The sequence below is a fragment of the Bacillus sp. F19 genome (genome assembly GCA_023823795.1).
In the GTDB taxonomy this organism is placed as follows: Bacteria; Bacillota; Bacilli; order Bacillales; family Bacillaceae; genus Bacillus_P.
On record CP085710.1, the window covers coordinates 381,425 to 397,749 of the forward strand.

The window sequence follows — 16,325 nt, forward strand, 5'->3', positions numbered from 1 at the left end:
GAGCAGCCAGCATGTCATTATTTGACCACAAACTGTCAGAACTAAAAACACTTTTACATAAAAAAGAAATCACCGTAACAGACCTTGTTGACGAATCGTACAAACGAATTCATGCCGTCGACGATCAAGTAAATGCCTTCCTTACATTAGATGAAGAAAAAGCACGTTCCTATGCAAAAGAACTAGACGAAGCAATCGGAACGCGTGATGAATTCGGCCTAATGTTTGGAATGCCGATCGGAGTAAAGGACAACATCGTCACGAAAAACCTGCGTACTACAGCGGCAAGTAAAATCCTTGAAAACTTCGACCCGATTTATGACGCGACCGTTGTTCAGCATTTGAAAAAAGCGGAAGCTGTCACAATCGGAAAACTAAACATGGATGAATTCGCAATGGGATCTTCCACAGAGAACTCAGGCTACAAAGTAACGAAAAATCCATGGAATCTTGAAACCGTACCAGGAGGATCAAGCGGCGGTTCAGCTGCAGCAGTTGCAGCGCGCGAGGTACCATTTGCCCTTGGATCGGATACAGGCGGATCAATTCGCCAGCCGGCAGCCTTCACAGGTGTAGTTGGACTAAAACCTACATACGGACGTGTATCACGTTTCGGGCTGATTGCATTTGCATCATCTCTTGATCAAATCGGACCGTTAACAACAAATGTTGAAGACAATGCCTTTTTGCTCCAAGCGATTTCAGGAGTAGATAAAATGGACTCAACATCAGCAAACGTTGACGTTCCAGATTTTCTTTCTGCCCTGACAGGAGATGTAAAAGGTCTTAAAATCGCCGTACCAAAAGAGTACTTAGGCGAAGGCGTCAGCGAAGAAGTAAAGCAGTCTGTCCTTGATGCGTTAAAAGTATTGGAAGCACAGGGTGCAACATGGGAAGAGGTTTCTCTGCCGTATTCAAAATACGCGCTTGCTACTTACTACCTGCTTTCTTCATCAGAAGCATCAGCGAATCTTGCGCGCTTTGACGGCGTCCGCTACGGCTACCGTTCAGACAATGCGAAGAATTTAATCGAATTGTACAAGCAGTCCCGTTCAGAGGGCTTCGGCGATGAAGTAAAACGCCGCATCATGCTTGGAACTTTTGCACTCAGCTCAGGCTACTATGATGCTTACTACAAAAAAGCACAGCAAGTCCGCACACTCATCAAAAAAGACTTTGAAGATGTGTTTGAAAAATACGACGTCATCGTTGGACCGACAACTCCGACTCCAGCCTTTAAAGTAGGCGAAAAAACAGATGACCCGATGACCATGTATGCGAACGATATTTTAACAATCCCTGTAAACCTTGCAGGCGTACCTGGAATTTCCGTACCATGTGGATTCTCAAATGGCTTGCCGCTTGGACTTCAAATTATCGGAAAGCATTTCGACGAAAGCACAGTTTACCGCGTTGCACATGCATTTGAGCAGGCAACCGACCATCATAAAGCAAAACCTGAATTGTAAGGGGTGAAATCATGAACTTTGAAACGGTCATTGGACTTGAAGTCCACGTTGAATTAAAAACAAATTCGAAAATCTTCTCAAGCGCACCGAACCATTTCGGCGCTGATCCAAATACAAACACAAGCGTGATCGAACTTGGCTACCCAGGGGTTCTCCCGGTATTAAACAAAGAAGCCGTTGATTTCGCCATGAAAGCTGCAATGGCGTTGAACTGTGAAGTTGCGACAGATACAAAGTTCGACCGCAAAAACTATTTTTATCCGGATAACCCGAAAGCTTACCAGATTTCCCAATTTGACAAGCCAATCGGCGAGCATGGCTGGATTGATATTGAAGTGAGCGGCTACAAGAAACGAATCGGCATTACCCGCCTTCATTTAGAAGAAGACGCTGGCAAGCTGACACATACTGGCGACGGTTATTCTCTTTGTGATTACAACCGCCAGGGAACACCGCTGATCGAGATCGTATCAGAGCCGGATATCCGGACTCCTGAAGAAGCGTACGCTTATCTTGAAAAGCTGAAAGCGATCATTCAATACACAGGTGTATCGGACTGTAAGATGGAAGAAGGCTCACTCCGCTGTGACGCCAACATTTCCCTTCGTCCTGTAGGCCAAGAGAAATTCGGTACAAAAGCAGAGCTGAAAAACCTGAACTCCTTCAACTTTGTCCGCAGAGGACTTGAGCATGAAGTGAAGCGCCAGGAGGAAGTTCTTTTATCAGGCGGCATCATCGAGCAGGAAACACGCCGCTTTGATGAAGCAACGGGGAAAACAATCCTGATGCGCGTGAAAGAAGGATCTGACGACTACCGCTACTTCCCGGAGCCGGACCTTGTGTCCCTCTACATTGATGACGAGTGGAAGGAACGCATTCGTTCAACGATTCCTGAGCTTCCTGATCAGCGTCAAAAGCGCTATGTAGAAGAACTTGGCCTTCCATCTTATGATGCACAGGTCCTTACTCTGACAAAAGAAATGTCCGATTTCTTTGAAGCAACGGTGGCAAAAGAAGCAGACGCTAAGCAAGCATCTAACTGGTTAATGGGTGAAGTGAGCGGCTACTTGAACGCTGAAGGCAAAGAGCTTCAGGATGTAGCTCTTACACCAGAAGGACTTGCGGGCATGATCAAGCTGATTGAAAACGGCACGATTTCAACGAAAATCGCGAAAAAAGTGTTTAAAGAGCTGATCGAAAAAGGCGGCGATGCCGAGCAAATCGTTAAGGATCAGGGACTAGTCCAAATCTCTGACGAAGGCACGCTCCGCAAAATCGTGAACGAATCACTTGATGCGAATCCGCAATCCATCGAGGACTTCAAGAGCGGTAAACAAAAAGCGATCGGCTTCCTGGTCGGTAAAATCATGAAAGCAACAAAAGGCCAGGCAAACCCGCCAATGGTCAACAAGCTGTTGCTCGAAGAAATTCAGAAACGATAAAACAAAGGACGGCGCCGTGTGAACAACATGTATGGCGCCGTTGTTTTTATCCAGCTTTGGCTATACTAGTTCTATGGATTGCGTATCTAACAAAAAAGGTGTAGTATAATTGATGGCTTGTTAGATACAACAAATCATGGAAATACATTCAAACTTAGGATGATGGGGAAAATGAAAAGAGCAAGAATAATTTATAATCCAACATCAGGGCGCGAAGCCTTTAAAAAACAATTACCTGAAGTTCTTCAGAAATTTGAAATAGCCGGCTACGAAACATCATGCCACGCCACAACCTGCGAAGGCGATGCCATCCAGGCAGCAAGAGACGCAGGCGAACGCGGCTTTGACCTTGTCATTGCAGCAGGCGGAGACGGCACCGTAAATGAAGTAGTAAACGGACTTGCAGAGCTTCCGGTTCGACCGCAGCTTGGTGTAGTACCCGTTGGAACGACAAACGATTTTGCGCGTGCGATCGGAATCCCGCGCGACAATATCTTGACAGCAGTAGACTCCATCCTTACAGGCGAAGCAAGAGCAATCGACATCGGACGCGTCAACGGCTACTACTTCGTCAACATCGCAGGCGGCGGACGTCTCACTGAACTCACATATGAAGTGCCAAGCAAGCTGAAAACCGTCCTCGGCCAGCTTGCTTACTACCTGAAAGGCATCGAAATGCTGCCTTCCATCCGCCCGGCTGAAGTAGAAATCGAATACGACGGAAAGCTGTTCAAAGGCGAAATTATGCTGTTCCTCGTATCGCTGACAAACTCTGTCGGCGGCTTTGAAAAGCTTGCGCCAGACTCCAAGCTGAACGACGGCATGTTCGACCTGCTTATCTTGAAAAAAGCAAACCTTGCCGAGTTCATCCGAGTCGCAAGTCTTGCGCTGCGCGGTGAGCATATCAGTGATGGCAACATCATCTATACAACCGCAAACCGAGTGAAAGTAACATCCGCTCAAAAAATGCAATTAAACCTAGACGGTGAATACGGCGGCGATCTCCCGGGAGAATTCGTCAACCTGTACCGTCACATTGACGTCCTCATGCCGCTTGCAAAAGCCCAGTCCATGGACGAATAGAAACTTGGCCCTGCGCCAAGTTTTTCTTATGTCTGCAGTGTGTTAAAATGTGGGTAATGGCTTGAATTAAGTTATCCATGTCTAGCTCCAGCGCCTAACTCCTCGGTCAGAATGGCTCCGCCAAAAAAGTCAAAACCGGACTTTTCCGTCGGATCCTTTACTGCCTTTCGGAGCTAAACAGGCGCTTCCGCTTTTCTATATAATCAGTATGAGTAAAGGAAGATAATCATGACAAAGGCGACCCCGCCCGTACAAAAAAATGAATACTACGACGTTACCTTTGAAGACCTTACACATGACGGATCAGGTGTTGCCAAAATCGAAGGATATCCAATCTTCGTACCAAACGCCCTTCCAAACGAAAAAGGTCAAATCAAAGTCACAAAAATAAATAAAGGCTATGCATTCGGACGCCTTGTCGAGCTCCACGAAGAAAGCTCGGAACGCACCGATGCCCCATGCCCGATCTATAAACAATGCGGCGGCTGTCAGCTTCAGCACTTAAGCTACCAGGGCCAGCTCGACTTCAAACAAAAGCAAGTAAAAGAAGTACTCACAAGAATCGGCAAGCTGAACTTAGACAACGTTACCGTTCACCCGACACTTGGCATGGAAGACCCATGGAACTACCGCAACAAAGCACAGGTCCCAGTCGGAGAACGCGAAGGCGGACTAGTAGCCGGTTTCTACCAGCAGCGCTCCCACGAAATCATAGACATGGAGCAATGCCTCATCCAGCAAAGCGAAAACGATGAAGTCGTCGCAGCCATCAAAGCCATTGCTGCCCGTCACGGCATTCGTGCTTACGACGAACGGAAAAACAAAGGCTGGCTCCGCCACATCATGGTCCGCTACGGTATCGTCACAAAGGAAATGATGGTCGTCTTCGTCACAAGAACACTCGATTTCCCAAACAAAAAAGCCATCATCGACGATATCACATCCCAATTCCCAGCCATCAAGTCCATCGTCCAAAACATCAACCCAAAACGCACAAACGTCATCTTCGGCGACCAAACAACTGTGCTCTGGGGCGAAGAATACATTTACGATTACATTGGGGACATCAAGTTTGCCATTTCGGCAAGATCGTTTTATCAGGTTAACCCTGAGCAGACGAAAGTTCTTTATGATCAAGCGTTGGAGTATGCAGACTTGAGCGGCGAGGAATCTGTTATTGATGCTTACTGTGGAATTGGAACGATATCACTGTTCTTAGCGCAGAAAGCTAAAAAGGTTTTCGGTGTAGAGATTGTGCCTGAAGCCATTGAAGATGCAAAACGCAATGCAGCATTGAACGGAATTGAAAATGCTGAGTTTGCAATAGGTGAAGCTGAAGTAGTCATTCCAAAGTGGTATGAAGAAGGGAATGCAGCGGATGTTATTGTTGTCGATCCGCCTCGTAAAGGGTGCGATGAAGCCTTGCTGCAGACGATTTTGGATATGAAACCGAAAAAAGTAGTATATGTTAGCTGTAATCCAGCGACACTAGCAAGAGATTTACGGGTGTTAGAGGATGGGGGATACGCTACGGTGGAAGTGCAGCCTGTAGACATGTTTCCGCATACTACTCACGTGGAAGTTGTGAGCAGCCTAGTCAAACAGTGATATACCTTTTTACTAAGCACGATGAGTGCTGTGCATTGCAAACTAAATTTAAAAGTGTACAGAGAAGTCTCTGTGCGCTTTTTTTATAACAAAAGGTATGACAGGATGGAATGATGAGGTTCTAAAGATTTTGATAAAATCTCAAATAAAATACTATATTGTTATAAAAATTGAATTTATTTCCATACGTATTATAATAATAAATAGGAATTTGTAAGCGAACATACTAAATGATTTAAGATAATGGTTAATTCTTTTTTAAAACTAGGAGGAAATCATGGGAAGATTAGTTCATTTCGAAATTCATGTGAATGACATGGAACGGGCAAAGAAGTTTTATGGAGAGGTATTCGGATGGTCATTTCAAGATTGGAGTGATTATGCAGGAATGCCTTACTTTGGTGCAGTGACTGGCAATGAGGATGAACCTGGGATCGATGGTGCTTTGATGCAGAGGCAAAGTGCTCCGCCGGAAACAAACCAGCCTTTAAATGGATTTGCTTGTACAATGGGAGTGGAAAATTACGATTTAACGGAAGCTGAAATTATTGAGAATGGCGGCAAGGTTGCAATGCCCAAATATGCGCTGCCTGGAATGGCGTGGCAAGGATACTATATTGATACCGAAGGCAATACATTCGGAATTCATCAACCCGATGTAAATGCAAAATAGAACCCATTACAGGGGAATAAAAACATGAAACCACAAGACACGGCAGGCAGCTTGAAAATGTGCGCAATATCTGTCTCGCACTGCCCGAAGCTGTTGAACTAATCGACGGTTTCGGTCACAATACGTTTAAAATCAATGGAAAATCATTCGTGATATCAGGTGAAAGCGAGAAAGGATTCAGCATGTCGTTCAAGTCAGATCGGGAAACTCAAGAATTATTGCTGCAGAAAGAGCATTTTTTCAAAACTCCATATATAGGGCATCACGGCTGGGTATCTATTCTAAATCCGGATGGGGAAGACTGGGATGAATTGACCGATCTAATTCAAGAAGCCTATTTACGTGCGGCACCGAAGCGTTTGGTTAAGAAATGGATTGAGTTGCATAAAAAGTGAAGAAAGGCGGAATGTCTGCCTTTCTTCACTGAAGGGGTTTTTTAGATACATATTTAAGGATCGTTAGTTTCTTATTAGGCATTAGTTACCTAATACACTATTAAATGGCGATTACTTTTTAATTATGAGCTCTGCAGTAACTGGTAAATGGTCAGATGCAATAGTGTCTATAACTTTCCCGCTACCAATTTTTACATCTTCAGAAGTAAAAATATAGTCGATGCGACGATTGGGTTTATCTGAATAATAATAAGAGGTATAGTCCTCATTTTGACCGAGTTCAGCAAATACGTCTTTATATTGTGCAGTCATCTTTAGAATTTCTGAACTTTCAGGTGTAGCATTGAAGTCTCCTACAATGATACTTGTTCCTTCATTTTGTTTTGCAATCTCAAGTATCTCCCTGATTTCTAGATCCCTCTGTTCGGCTCTTTTATTGTCAAGATGCGTATTGTAAAAGTGAATATGATTTCCTCTCACGTTAATCACAGTTTCCGCAAGACCGCGCTGCTCTGTTGGGTTCTCTGGATATGGAATATTAGTGAGCAGATGATTTTCGGCAGAAAGGATAGGATATTTACTTAATACGGCCGTTCCGTATTGGCGACGGTGTTCTCCTTCATTTAATGGATCAAAGTCAAGATTTGCAGCATATGCATAATGCATTCCTAAGTAATTTGCCAACCATTTCACTTGATCTTCGAAATTACTGCGCTCGGAAAAATGATTATCTACTTCTTGCAAACCAATGATATCAGCATCCGATGTTTTAATAATGTCAGCAATTCTTTTCAAATCCAAAATGTCATCTGTGCCCTCTCCATGATGAATATTATAATCCATAACTTTAATGGCAGTCTCATTACCTCCGTCAAACATTGGTAGTTCTGCGGCATGAGTTTCACTGCTGTACGAGAACATAGGAATCATGGACAGCAATAAAATAAAAGTAAAAATAAATGATTTCTTAAACATGCAAAGCATCCTCTCGAGTTTTCTATTAAACTATTTTTGAGTATAAACAACTTTTATTGTAGAAATATTAATATCTTGTAAAAAAGGTGTATATATCACTTATAATTGAGAGACTTGAAAAATCTCACATTTAAACAAAAACATTATTATGTTGGTTATATACTCCTGCTTCTTCCACTACTTTTAATTGTTTCTTCACTAGAGAAACTAAAGCGTTTTTTACAAAAAATATATTTATAAGCAAGGGCCGCTTCTTTAATGATTTGAGCATGTTAAACTTTTTCAAAAGGGTGTAACTTTATTAGAAACAATTAGGTTATAAACGTTGAACTTTTAAAATCTAAAAATCAGATATAAAAACACCCCTGCGGCTAATCATAACCAGAGGGGTAAAAACATTGTAACTTTTTATAAACATCGCAACTTTGATTCAAATCTACACTGAAAGATCAATAATTTTTATTGTTGGTATGTTCCAGTCTGTGTGGTATTTTCTTTTAAGCAATTCAATTTAACAAAATAAACCTTTTCTAATCCAGCTGTCTAGTTTTAAATCTACTCACCATCAGCTAATTTTTCAATTAAGGTAATAACTGTCTTCAGCCTGCCCTGAAAATGAGTTAACTCTTTGTCAGTTCGCAGCACCTTGCTTCATTTTCAAACTCTTTTCTTTAGGCACAGCCCGTTTAATAAATAATGAAACGATCCATGCGATGGCCACTAGTCCGAATGCAAGCAAGAACGCGCTTTTCATTCCAGAAATCATCGCTAGAATTTGTAATGTAGCCGCGTCTTCCTTAATCAGAGTATTTTCCATAAAACGAGTAGAACTATTGGTCATGATAGATACAAGCAATGCTGTCCCGACAGCGCCAGCAACCTGTTGAAGCGTACTGATAATAGCCGTACCGTGTGGATATAATGGAGGCGGCAGTTCGTTCAAAGCGTTGGTCATGATCGGCATCATGACCATTGAAATCCCCAGCATTAATAGCGTATTGAAAATCATAATCGTGCTGTAGGGGGTTGACAATGTGATAAAGGCAAATTGCCACAGAGTATTCGCGATCAACCCCAATCCGATAAGCGCAAGCCACTTTGCACCAAATTTATCAAATAATCGGCCTGTAATTGGTGACATGATCCCCATGACAATACCACCTGGCAACATGACCAAACCTGCCTTCAACGGACTGTAACCTAACGCATTCTGGAGAAAAATTGGCAGCAGCATCATCGCTGAAAACATCGCCATCATGACAATCATCATAATCAGTGTCGATATCCTAAAAATGTTGTATTTAAATGTTCTTAAATCCAGCAGCGGCTGTGAAATAGTCAATTGCCTCCAAGTAAACAGGACTAAAGAAACAACGCCGATTGCAATTGGGATTAGAACTTCATAGCTCGACCAACCCCCATTTCCTTCACCGGAACTGCTGAATCCGTACACAATCCCCCCGAATCCTAAGGTTGAAAGCAGAAGCGAAATCGGATCAATCTTCGGATTAGTTGTTTCCGTCACGTTTTTAAGCTTCAAAAATGCAAATATAATAACAAACAGTGCGATTGGCAGAACGCCGTAAAAGAGAACCCGCCAGCTGAAATGCTCAACAATGATTCCTGATAGCGTGGGTCCAATCGCGGGAGCAAACGTAATGACAATTCCAATTGTCCCCATTGCCGAACCCCTTTTTTCAATAGGAACGATTGAGAATACCACATTGGTTAGTAAAGGAAAGAGCAGCCCGGTACCCGCTGCCTGAAGCAGCCTTCCGATTAAAAGCATTTCTATTCCTGGTGCGATCGCCGCTACAAATGTCCCCAATGTAAACAATCCCATTGCTCCAAGGAACAAGCTTCTTGTCGTGAAACGCTGAATTAAATAAGCGGTGACCGGTATAAGTACACCTATAACAAGGAGATAACCAGTAGTCAGCCACTGCGCGGTACTCGGCTCAATTCCGAAGTCATCCATAATTTTTGCCAAGGCTACGTTAAGCAGCGTTTCATTTAAAATGGCTACAAACACACCCAGAATCATAATCATGACCAGCAAAAAGTTTTCTCTGCTCCCGAATGTCCCTCCGTTTTGAGTCGATTCGTTTTGATTTTTCAAATTCTTTCTCCTTTCGATTTGCAAAATGCCTAATTAAAATATTGTTGCATCAACGTTAGGAAAGTATCAATGATAGGATCGTAAGCTCAGAACATTTGAAGTTGCTGTGCATTACTTTCTCGTGCAATTTATTGTTATGTATAGGCGTAATGACATCATCTGCTTCAGAAAAATGCTCAGTCGCTATCCTACACCTACTTTCCGTCCATATTCTTTTATTCTTGCCAAATACAGAACAAATATTCGCATTAATACTACCACATTAATGAACCTTCTGCCAAACAATGAAACTCATACACGTGAGCTTTCACCAAGGATATGCTTCCTTTTATGGAGTAAATTATATTGTTGGATTTAGAATAGAAGAATCATTTTAGCGGGCGAGAAGTGTTTTATAGAGAACAACAAAAGTTAGAGTTCACTAGCCTAAAAGGAATTCGTTATAGGATTTATTCAAGAGGGCAAGCTATGATAAGGTTTCTCCAGATGGAAATATTTGGACGAGGAGGTTTCCTTTTATTAAGTTTACACTTAATTAAGTGTGTGCTAAATTATTACTATGATGATCATTCAAACCGTACATTCGTTATCGGTACCGGCACGACTTGAGATTTTGGAGTTATTACGAGAGGGAGAGATGACATCGACGGAGATTGCTTCGAATTTCAGCATTTCGGCTCCGGCGGTCTCTCAGCATTTGAAAGTGCTTGAAAGTTCTGGCCTTGTAAGTGTAAGAAAGGCAGGAACGAAACGATATTATCGCATAAGAAGGGAAGGCTTTACTGATTTAAAAAAATTCATTGACCAGTTCTGGGATGACAGTTTGCTTCGTTTAAAGGAAGCAGCGGAAGAGGAGGAGAGAAAGAAGCATGAAACCGAATACGGAGACTCTTAGGAAAGAAATTTATATTGAATGCAGCCCGGAAACTCTCTTTTCCTTTTTTATCAACCCGGAAAAAATGGTGCAATGGATGGGACGGCAAATTCTGCTCGAACCGAAGATTCATGGGAAATACAGAATTGATATTGATGGAGTGAATATTGCGTTAGGGGAATACAAGGAAATTGTTCCGAATGAGAAAGTGGTGATGACCTGGGGATGGGAAGGATCTGACGTGATGCCCCCAGGGTCGAGTACCGTCGAGTTTATCCTGCAGCGTGAGGATAAAGGGACTCGTCTTTATCTGAATCATTACGATATCCCGGTGGAGAAAGTGGATTCCAACAATCGCGGATGGACTCATTATTTAGAACGGATCAAGCTTTTAGGTGAAGGGAAACACATAGGCGTTGACCCTTGGTCGCTTAAACATACAATGAAAGCAGAGGAGAATGGAAATGACAAGAACAATTCATGAAGAGGTTAGCTTTCACACAACACCAGAGAAATTATACAAGGCACTAATGGATTCTGCCCAATTTTCGGAAGTTACCGGCGGAGCACCAACGGAGATTCAAGCAGAAGAGGGAGGCATGTTCTCGCTGTTCGGAGGAATGATTACAGGCAGAACGATTGAGCTTGTGGAAAATGAGCGAATCGTTCAAGCGTGGCGTCCTGGAAACTGGGAGCCTGGAGTCTATTCTTTAGTCAAATTCGAAATGAAAGCTCAAGGCTCTGACACACTGCTTACGTTTGAACACATCGGTTTTCCAGAAGGACAAGCCGAGCATTTAACGAATGGGTGGACAGAGAACTACTGGACGCCGCTTAAGAAGTATTTAAGTAACTAATTCTAGTTGAAAAACCGCATGTAGAGTGTGTAAAACCGCTAAGATTAACATAAGGCAACTGGCCCGGTTTGGGTGGTTGCCATTTTTTATGTTCGTTTTCAGGGCAATGATACTTCGTCATGGAGCAATGCCTCATCCAGCAAAGCAAAAACGATGAAGTCTTCGCCGCCATTAAAGCCATCGCGAACCGCCACGGCATCATCGACGACATCACATCCCAATGCTCAGCTATCAAGTCCATCTTCCAAAACATCACCCCAAAACGCACCAACGTCATCTTCGGGGACCAAACCACCGTGCTCTGGGGCGAATAATTTACGACTACGTCAACCCTGAACAGACGAAGGTCCTCTACGACAAAGCACTGGAATATGCAGATTTAAATGGTGAGGAATCAGTGATTGATGCTTATTGTGGAATTGGAACCATCTTTTTAGAAGTTGGGGATCTATGATGGATAAACTCGTTGTAGAATCTCCGAAAGAAACAACAAGTCTCAGAGATGAGAACAAGGAAAGGCGCTTAGAATAGAGTCTGCATGTAAAAAGAGAATAATAGATGTAACAGTGAGGAATAGATCTTATCTAATAAATCGATAAGATCTTTTTTAGTATTATTTGTGGTGAATCGTATAACCTGATGTTAATTGTCAGATTTTACTTTCTTGTAATCTAGTATGTTACCATTCTTTACCTTCGTGTTAAAGGAAATTAATAATCTACTGCTAATCTTGAAAAGTAGTTTATTAAAAAAATGGGAGATGTGCAGAATGAAAAGAAAATGGGTGTCGGCGCTTGGTGCACTGGCAATTGGAATCGGTTTTTTTACGGCAGGCGGAGGAACAGCTATGGCAAAGGAAAAACATAAGGACATCGTAAATGTGTCACACCGAGGTGCATCTGGATATGCCCCAGAACATACAATGACATCCTATCAAATGGGCGATCAAATGCACGGTGACTATATTGAAGTAGATTTGCAGATGACAAAGGACGGCAAGTTAATCGCCATGCACGATGAGACTTTAGACCGGACGACAGACGGGACGGGTCTTGTTAAAGATCACACACTAGAACAAATCAAGCAGCTGGATGCAGGCAGCTGGTTCAATGAAAAATACCCACAATATGCAAATCTGGAATATGCTGGATTAAAAGTGCCAACTCTTGAAGAGGTTTTTCAAAAGTTCGGAAAAAATGCAAACTATTATATCGAAACGAAATCACCTGAAGTTTATCCAGGTATGGAAAAAGAACTCTTGCGTCTGGTAAATGAATATAATATCAACAAAAATTCGCTTCTGGTACAGTCTTTTAGTCCTCTCAGCCTGAAAACAATGAATGAACTCGATCCATCGGTTAAGCTCGTTCAATTGCTTTCCTATAAAACCAATGCTGTTATTACTGATGCTGAAATTGCAGCCATCAAACAATATGCAATGGGAGTTGGTCCAAACTATACTTATTTAAACCAAGATTATGTACAAAAAGTGGTGGACAGCGGACTCGAAATACACCCATATACCGTAAATGACAAGGAAACGATGAAAAAGCTGATTGACTGGGGTGTAACAGGAATGTTTACTAACTTTCCAGACAGGCTGCATGAAGTGATGAAGGGAAAGTAGACCAAGCAGATTTAGTAAGGCCGAGGTCAAAGACTTGATCTGTTTTTATTAAAATAATACGAAGCAGGAACCATTTAAATGATTCCTGCTTTTTTGCGTTTAGATTGAATGCCTGATTTAAGCTCTATTTATAAGAAACAATTCCAAACATAGAAACCACACCGAAAAGGATGTAAAATATCCTGAGATTCGAAAATGAAAGATGTTTTCTCGAATTTTGAAAAATATCGCATATGAGGCCGCAGGAAATTTCAAATCACCCTGAAATCATCCGCCGGCTTGGATTGATTTCCATTAACACAGCATTGGAATTAGACATCTATGGCAACGTAAATTCAACCCATGTCCTAGGCACGAAAATGATGAACGGAATTGGGGGATCCGGTGATTTTGCAAGGAATGCCCACCTGGAAATTTTTGTTACAAAATCAATCGCTAAAGACGGAAAAATATCAAGCATTGTTCCTTTTGTATCACACGTAGATCACACTGAACATGATGTGAATGTCATTGTGACAGAACAAGGATATTCAGATTTGCGCGGTCTGGCACCAAGGCAGCGTGCGGAACTGATTATCGAACGATGTGCTTATCCAATGTATCGTGATCAGCTTCGCGACTATTACCGGGAAGCTCTTACTAGAAGCGGACAAACCCCTCATGTGCTGGAAAAAGCGTATTCCTGGCATACGAATTTTGCGAAGAATGGAACGATGCTGGAAGCTGTCATTGTATAAACTTTTTCATTCTGGAGCAGTTCTCTTTATAGTTATCAGATTTATAAAAAGCAGGAATATTGTAAATGTAGCGGGTTCCGTTTTGGAGGAGAAAAATACAATTTGCAGTTAAAAAAAGTAAATGAATTTACGGAGAAATTTGCACACCATTTGGCAGCTATAAAGGGTGTGCTTTTTCATTTGAGGTAATAATATTGGATAATTATGTTAAAATGGAAACAGTTATTCCATTATACGAGCTAATATAAGTTAATAAATTGGGGTTAAGTTAGTTTTAAACACCATGGTATAATAATTGTAGTCACAAAGAGACTTCAAATTATCGCTTGAAATTATGGTAAATAATGTAATTTAAAGTTCGTTTTTATTCTTTAAACGTCTCTTTGTGTGTGAGGATAGCGTAAATCCAATGTAAGAGCTTGTTGGCACAAGCGATGACAGCTACTTTTGATCTTTTAAATCAAGTTAAAGTATTGCTTGATAAAGTATATAAACTAGATGGTTACAATGAAGTGGGTATGTTTAATGGAAGGAAGTGCAAAACGATGGATTTTGAAATGGTTATGGCGGAACTGGAAGCGCTCGGCAATGAACGAATTAAAAAGACATACATAAGCAATGGTGCACACGAGCCGCTTTTTGGCGTGGCTACAGGCAAAATGAAGCCTCTCGCAAAGAAAATCAAGAAAAATCAGCCTTTGGCCGAGCAGCTTTACGCCACTGGGAACTACGATGCGATGTATTTTGCCGGCATCATTGCGGTCCCAATGACCATGACTGAGGCGGTTTTTGAGCGTTGGATGGATGCGGCGAATTTTTATATGCTGTCGGATTATGTGGTTGCAGTAACTTTGGCAGAAACCGATTTTGCGCAAGTTGTTGCCGATAAATGGATCGCAAGCGGTGAAGAACTTAGAATGTCGGCAGGCTGGAGCTGTTACTGCTGGCTTTTGGGTAATCAACCGGACGGAGAATTTAGCGCAAGCAAGATTGCCAGTATGCTTGATCAGGTGGAAAATACGATTCACAATTCTCCTGATCGAACAAAATCCGCTATGAATAATTTTATCTACACTGTTGGGATTTCATATTTGCCACTCCATGATAAAGCGGTTGAAACCGCAAAGTCAGTAGGCCCAGTCGAAGTCAGGCGGGGCAAGAAAAAAAGCAGTATCCTGCTTGCTTCCGAAAATATTCAAAAGGGTATAGATAGAGGGTTGCTTGGTTTCAAACGCAAAAATGTAAGGTGTTAGCATAGTTTTGGAGTGTAACTACACTTACGGGAACGACAGCTCAATACATAATTCGAAGGTTGCTGACAAGTAGGGATCGGTGGCTATTCAGTAATCAGGTGCAATTCACAAATAGTGGAACGTATCCTTTATTCAACAATCGGGGGTTTTAATGGAATAAGGTTCAGCAGATTCCCATTCCATTTGACTGTGTAGATGGATTTCAAGAGGCTTTTTATGGGCGTCCTGAAGCTTTCTAAGAAAAAGAGGTTCGATTATCACAATCAGCATGGGGATTTATTATAGCTTAATTGAATTGGTCTTTTGCTTTATATGGGACTGACTGTAGAAGGTCATCAAGTCAAGAAAGTAAGGTAGCTTGATGATAAAAAAACGCTATTCTTTCTTTAGACACCAAAGAAAGGATGGCGTTTTTTAATGAGCCTTATAGCTTCAACATGAGATTCATCTATATGCTAGAGAGTTGCAGAATTATAATATGGGCGAGTATTCTGCTCCCTCGTTTTTACATGGGAAAAACGGGACAAGGGGTTCCTTGTGATATTATTTCTTCTCGACTTTTACTAATCCCTTACTTAAATTATTTTTTTCAAAATAGCATATAACCTCATCATTAACTTGTATCTTATCACCCGAAAGTATGTTTTCAGCAGAAAAATAGATCCCTGTACCGTCATCAGCTTTTCCGTAGTATTGGTTACCATTAATATCGCTAATCTTGTATTCCATCGTAATGTACCCAGAGGAACCATTGCTTTTAGGACTTGTATTGTTAACAGGAGCAGCTGTATGAGCTCTATCTAATACTAATACTATTAAAATTGATGAGAGCACCAAAAGGATGATCACTTTTTTGAACATGTTGCTCTACCTCCTTCTATGTATTTTAAGAGATGAAAGAGGAAAGTAAATCCTTCTATTTTCCTTTAGTCTTTATACCTATGTCAGGACCAAACCACATTTATTGTAATGATTATCTCCCTCTCCCCCTAATTGAAGCTCTAAGTAATTATTAGAATAAGAGCTTCCCATGCCCAATCGTTAACTGTAAACTTCTTCGTTGGGAAGTGAATTTTTAATGAACTTATACAGAATGGTGATTTTTAAACTTACGCGGTAACTGAGGAGCCATTTTTGCAGCACTTTCACATTTTTCAATCTTCCGCAATCGGACGCTTTTCTTTAATTAGAACGGCTTCTTTCTTTATAAAAC

Annotated in this window: 14 protein-coding genes and 2 pseudogenes; 13 read left to right on the forward strand and 3 right to left on the reverse strand. The window is 41.7% G+C overall.

Annotated features, from left to right (window positions below):
* Window positions 1-11 precede the first annotated feature (11 nt).
* The 6 genes from gatA to LIT25_02110 all read left to right on the forward strand — a co-directional run bounded on the left by gatA (window position 12) and on the right by LIT25_02110 (window position 6,670).
* Window positions 12-1,469, forward strand: coding sequence for an Asp-tRNA(Asn)/Glu-tRNA(Gln) amidotransferase subunit GatA (gatA, locus tag LIT25_02085; protein ID USK34222.1), 1,458 nt, complete (start codon window positions 12-14; stop codon window positions 1,467-1,469).
* 11 nt (window positions 1,470-1,480) lie between these two features.
* The gene (gatB, locus tag LIT25_02090) at window positions 1,481-2,911 is read left to right on the forward strand and encodes an Asp-tRNA(Asn)/Glu-tRNA(Gln) amidotransferase subunit GatB (protein ID USK34223.1); all 1,431 of its coding nucleotides are present in this window, start codon (window positions 1,481-1,483) and stop codon (window positions 2,909-2,911) included.
* 171 nt (window positions 2,912-3,082) lie between these two features.
* Window positions 3,083-3,994 carry a diacylglycerol kinase gene (locus LIT25_02095; GenBank protein ID USK36123.1) on the forward strand — a complete coding sequence of 304 codons (912 nt, stop codon included), beginning with the start codon at window positions 3,083-3,085 and terminating at the stop codon, window positions 3,992-3,994.
* Between the two features lie 228 nt (window positions 3,995-4,222).
* Window positions 4,223-5,602, forward strand: coding sequence for a 23S rRNA (uracil(1939)-C(5))-methyltransferase RlmD (gene rlmD / locus LIT25_02100; GenBank protein ID USK34224.1), 1,380 nt, complete (start codon window positions 4,223-4,225; stop codon window positions 5,600-5,602).
* Window positions 5,603-5,879: 277 nt separating this feature from the next.
* Complete coding sequence (locus LIT25_02105; GenBank protein USK34225.1) at window positions 5,880-6,275, forward strand: VOC family protein; 396 nt, start codon at window positions 5,880-5,882, stop codon at window positions 6,273-6,275.
* A gap of 59 nt (window positions 6,276-6,334) precedes the next feature.
* Window positions 6,335-6,670: an MmcQ/YjbR family DNA-binding protein gene (locus tag LIT25_02110; protein USK34226.1), complete on the forward strand. Its 336-nt coding sequence runs from the start codon at window positions 6,335-6,337 to the stop codon at window positions 6,668-6,670.
* Between the two features lie 111 nt (window positions 6,671-6,781).
* Here LIT25_02110 and LIT25_02115 read toward each other — a convergent pair whose 3' ends face one another.
* Both LIT25_02115 and LIT25_02120 read right to left on the reverse strand, forming a co-directional pair.
* Entirely contained in the window at window positions 6,782-7,645 is an 864-nt protein-coding gene (locus LIT25_02115; GenBank protein ID USK34227.1) for an endonuclease/exonuclease/phosphatase family protein, read from the reverse strand.
* 631 nt (window positions 7,646-8,276) lie between these two features.
* Window positions 8,277-9,764 (reverse strand): DHA2 family efflux MFS transporter permease subunit, encoded by a 1,488-nt coding sequence (locus LIT25_02120; protein USK34228.1) that lies wholly within the window; start codon window positions 9,762-9,764, stop codon window positions 8,277-8,279.
* Between the two features lie 562 nt (window positions 9,765-10,326).
* Between LIT25_02120 and LIT25_02125 the strand changes: the two genes are divergently transcribed.
* The 7 genes and pseudogenes from LIT25_02125 (at window position 10,327) to LIT25_02155 (ending at window position 15,112) form a co-directional block, all read left to right on the forward strand.
* Complete coding sequence (locus tag LIT25_02125) at window positions 10,327-10,659, forward strand: metalloregulator ArsR/SmtB family transcription factor (protein ID USK36124.1); 333 nt, start codon at window positions 10,327-10,329, stop codon at window positions 10,657-10,659.
* Window positions 10,634-11,122, forward strand: a complete 489-nt coding sequence (locus LIT25_02130; GenBank protein USK34229.1) for an SRPBCC domain-containing protein — start codon at window positions 10,634-10,636, stop codon at window positions 11,120-11,122. Before LIT25_02125 ends, LIT25_02130 begins: the two co-directional genes overlap by 26 nt.
* The gene (locus LIT25_02135; GenBank protein USK34230.1) at window positions 11,103-11,495 is read left to right on the forward strand and encodes an SRPBCC domain-containing protein; all 393 of its coding nucleotides are present in this window, start codon (window positions 11,103-11,105) and stop codon (window positions 11,493-11,495) included. The genes LIT25_02130 and LIT25_02135 overlap by 20 nt, the downstream gene beginning before the upstream one ends.
* A 119-nt stretch (window positions 11,496-11,614) precedes the next feature.
* Window positions 11,615-11,931 (forward strand): annotated as a pseudogene (locus LIT25_02140) (23S rRNA (uracil-5-)-methyltransferase RumA).
* Window positions 11,932-12,264: 333 nt separating this feature from the next.
* Window positions 12,265-13,122, forward strand: a complete 858-nt coding sequence (locus LIT25_02145) for a glycerophosphodiester phosphodiesterase (protein ID USK34231.1) — start codon at window positions 12,265-12,267, stop codon at window positions 13,120-13,122.
* A gap of 192 nt (window positions 13,123-13,314) precedes the next feature.
* Window positions 13,315-13,859 (forward strand): annotated as a pseudogene (locus LIT25_02150) (acetyl-CoA hydrolase).
* A gap of 545 nt (window positions 13,860-14,404) precedes the next feature.
* Window positions 14,405-15,112, forward strand: a complete 708-nt coding sequence (locus LIT25_02155; protein ID USK36125.1) for a DNA alkylation repair protein — start codon at window positions 14,405-14,407, stop codon at window positions 15,110-15,112.
* Between the two features lie 543 nt (window positions 15,113-15,655).
* On the opposite strand, the gene LIT25_02160 is transcribed toward LIT25_02155, so the two are convergent.
* The gene (locus LIT25_02160; protein USK34232.1) at window positions 15,656-15,973 is read right to left on the reverse strand and encodes a hypothetical protein; all 318 of its coding nucleotides are present in this window, start codon (window positions 15,971-15,973) and stop codon (window positions 15,656-15,658) included.
* Between the last annotated feature and the right edge of the window lie 352 nt (window positions 15,974-16,325).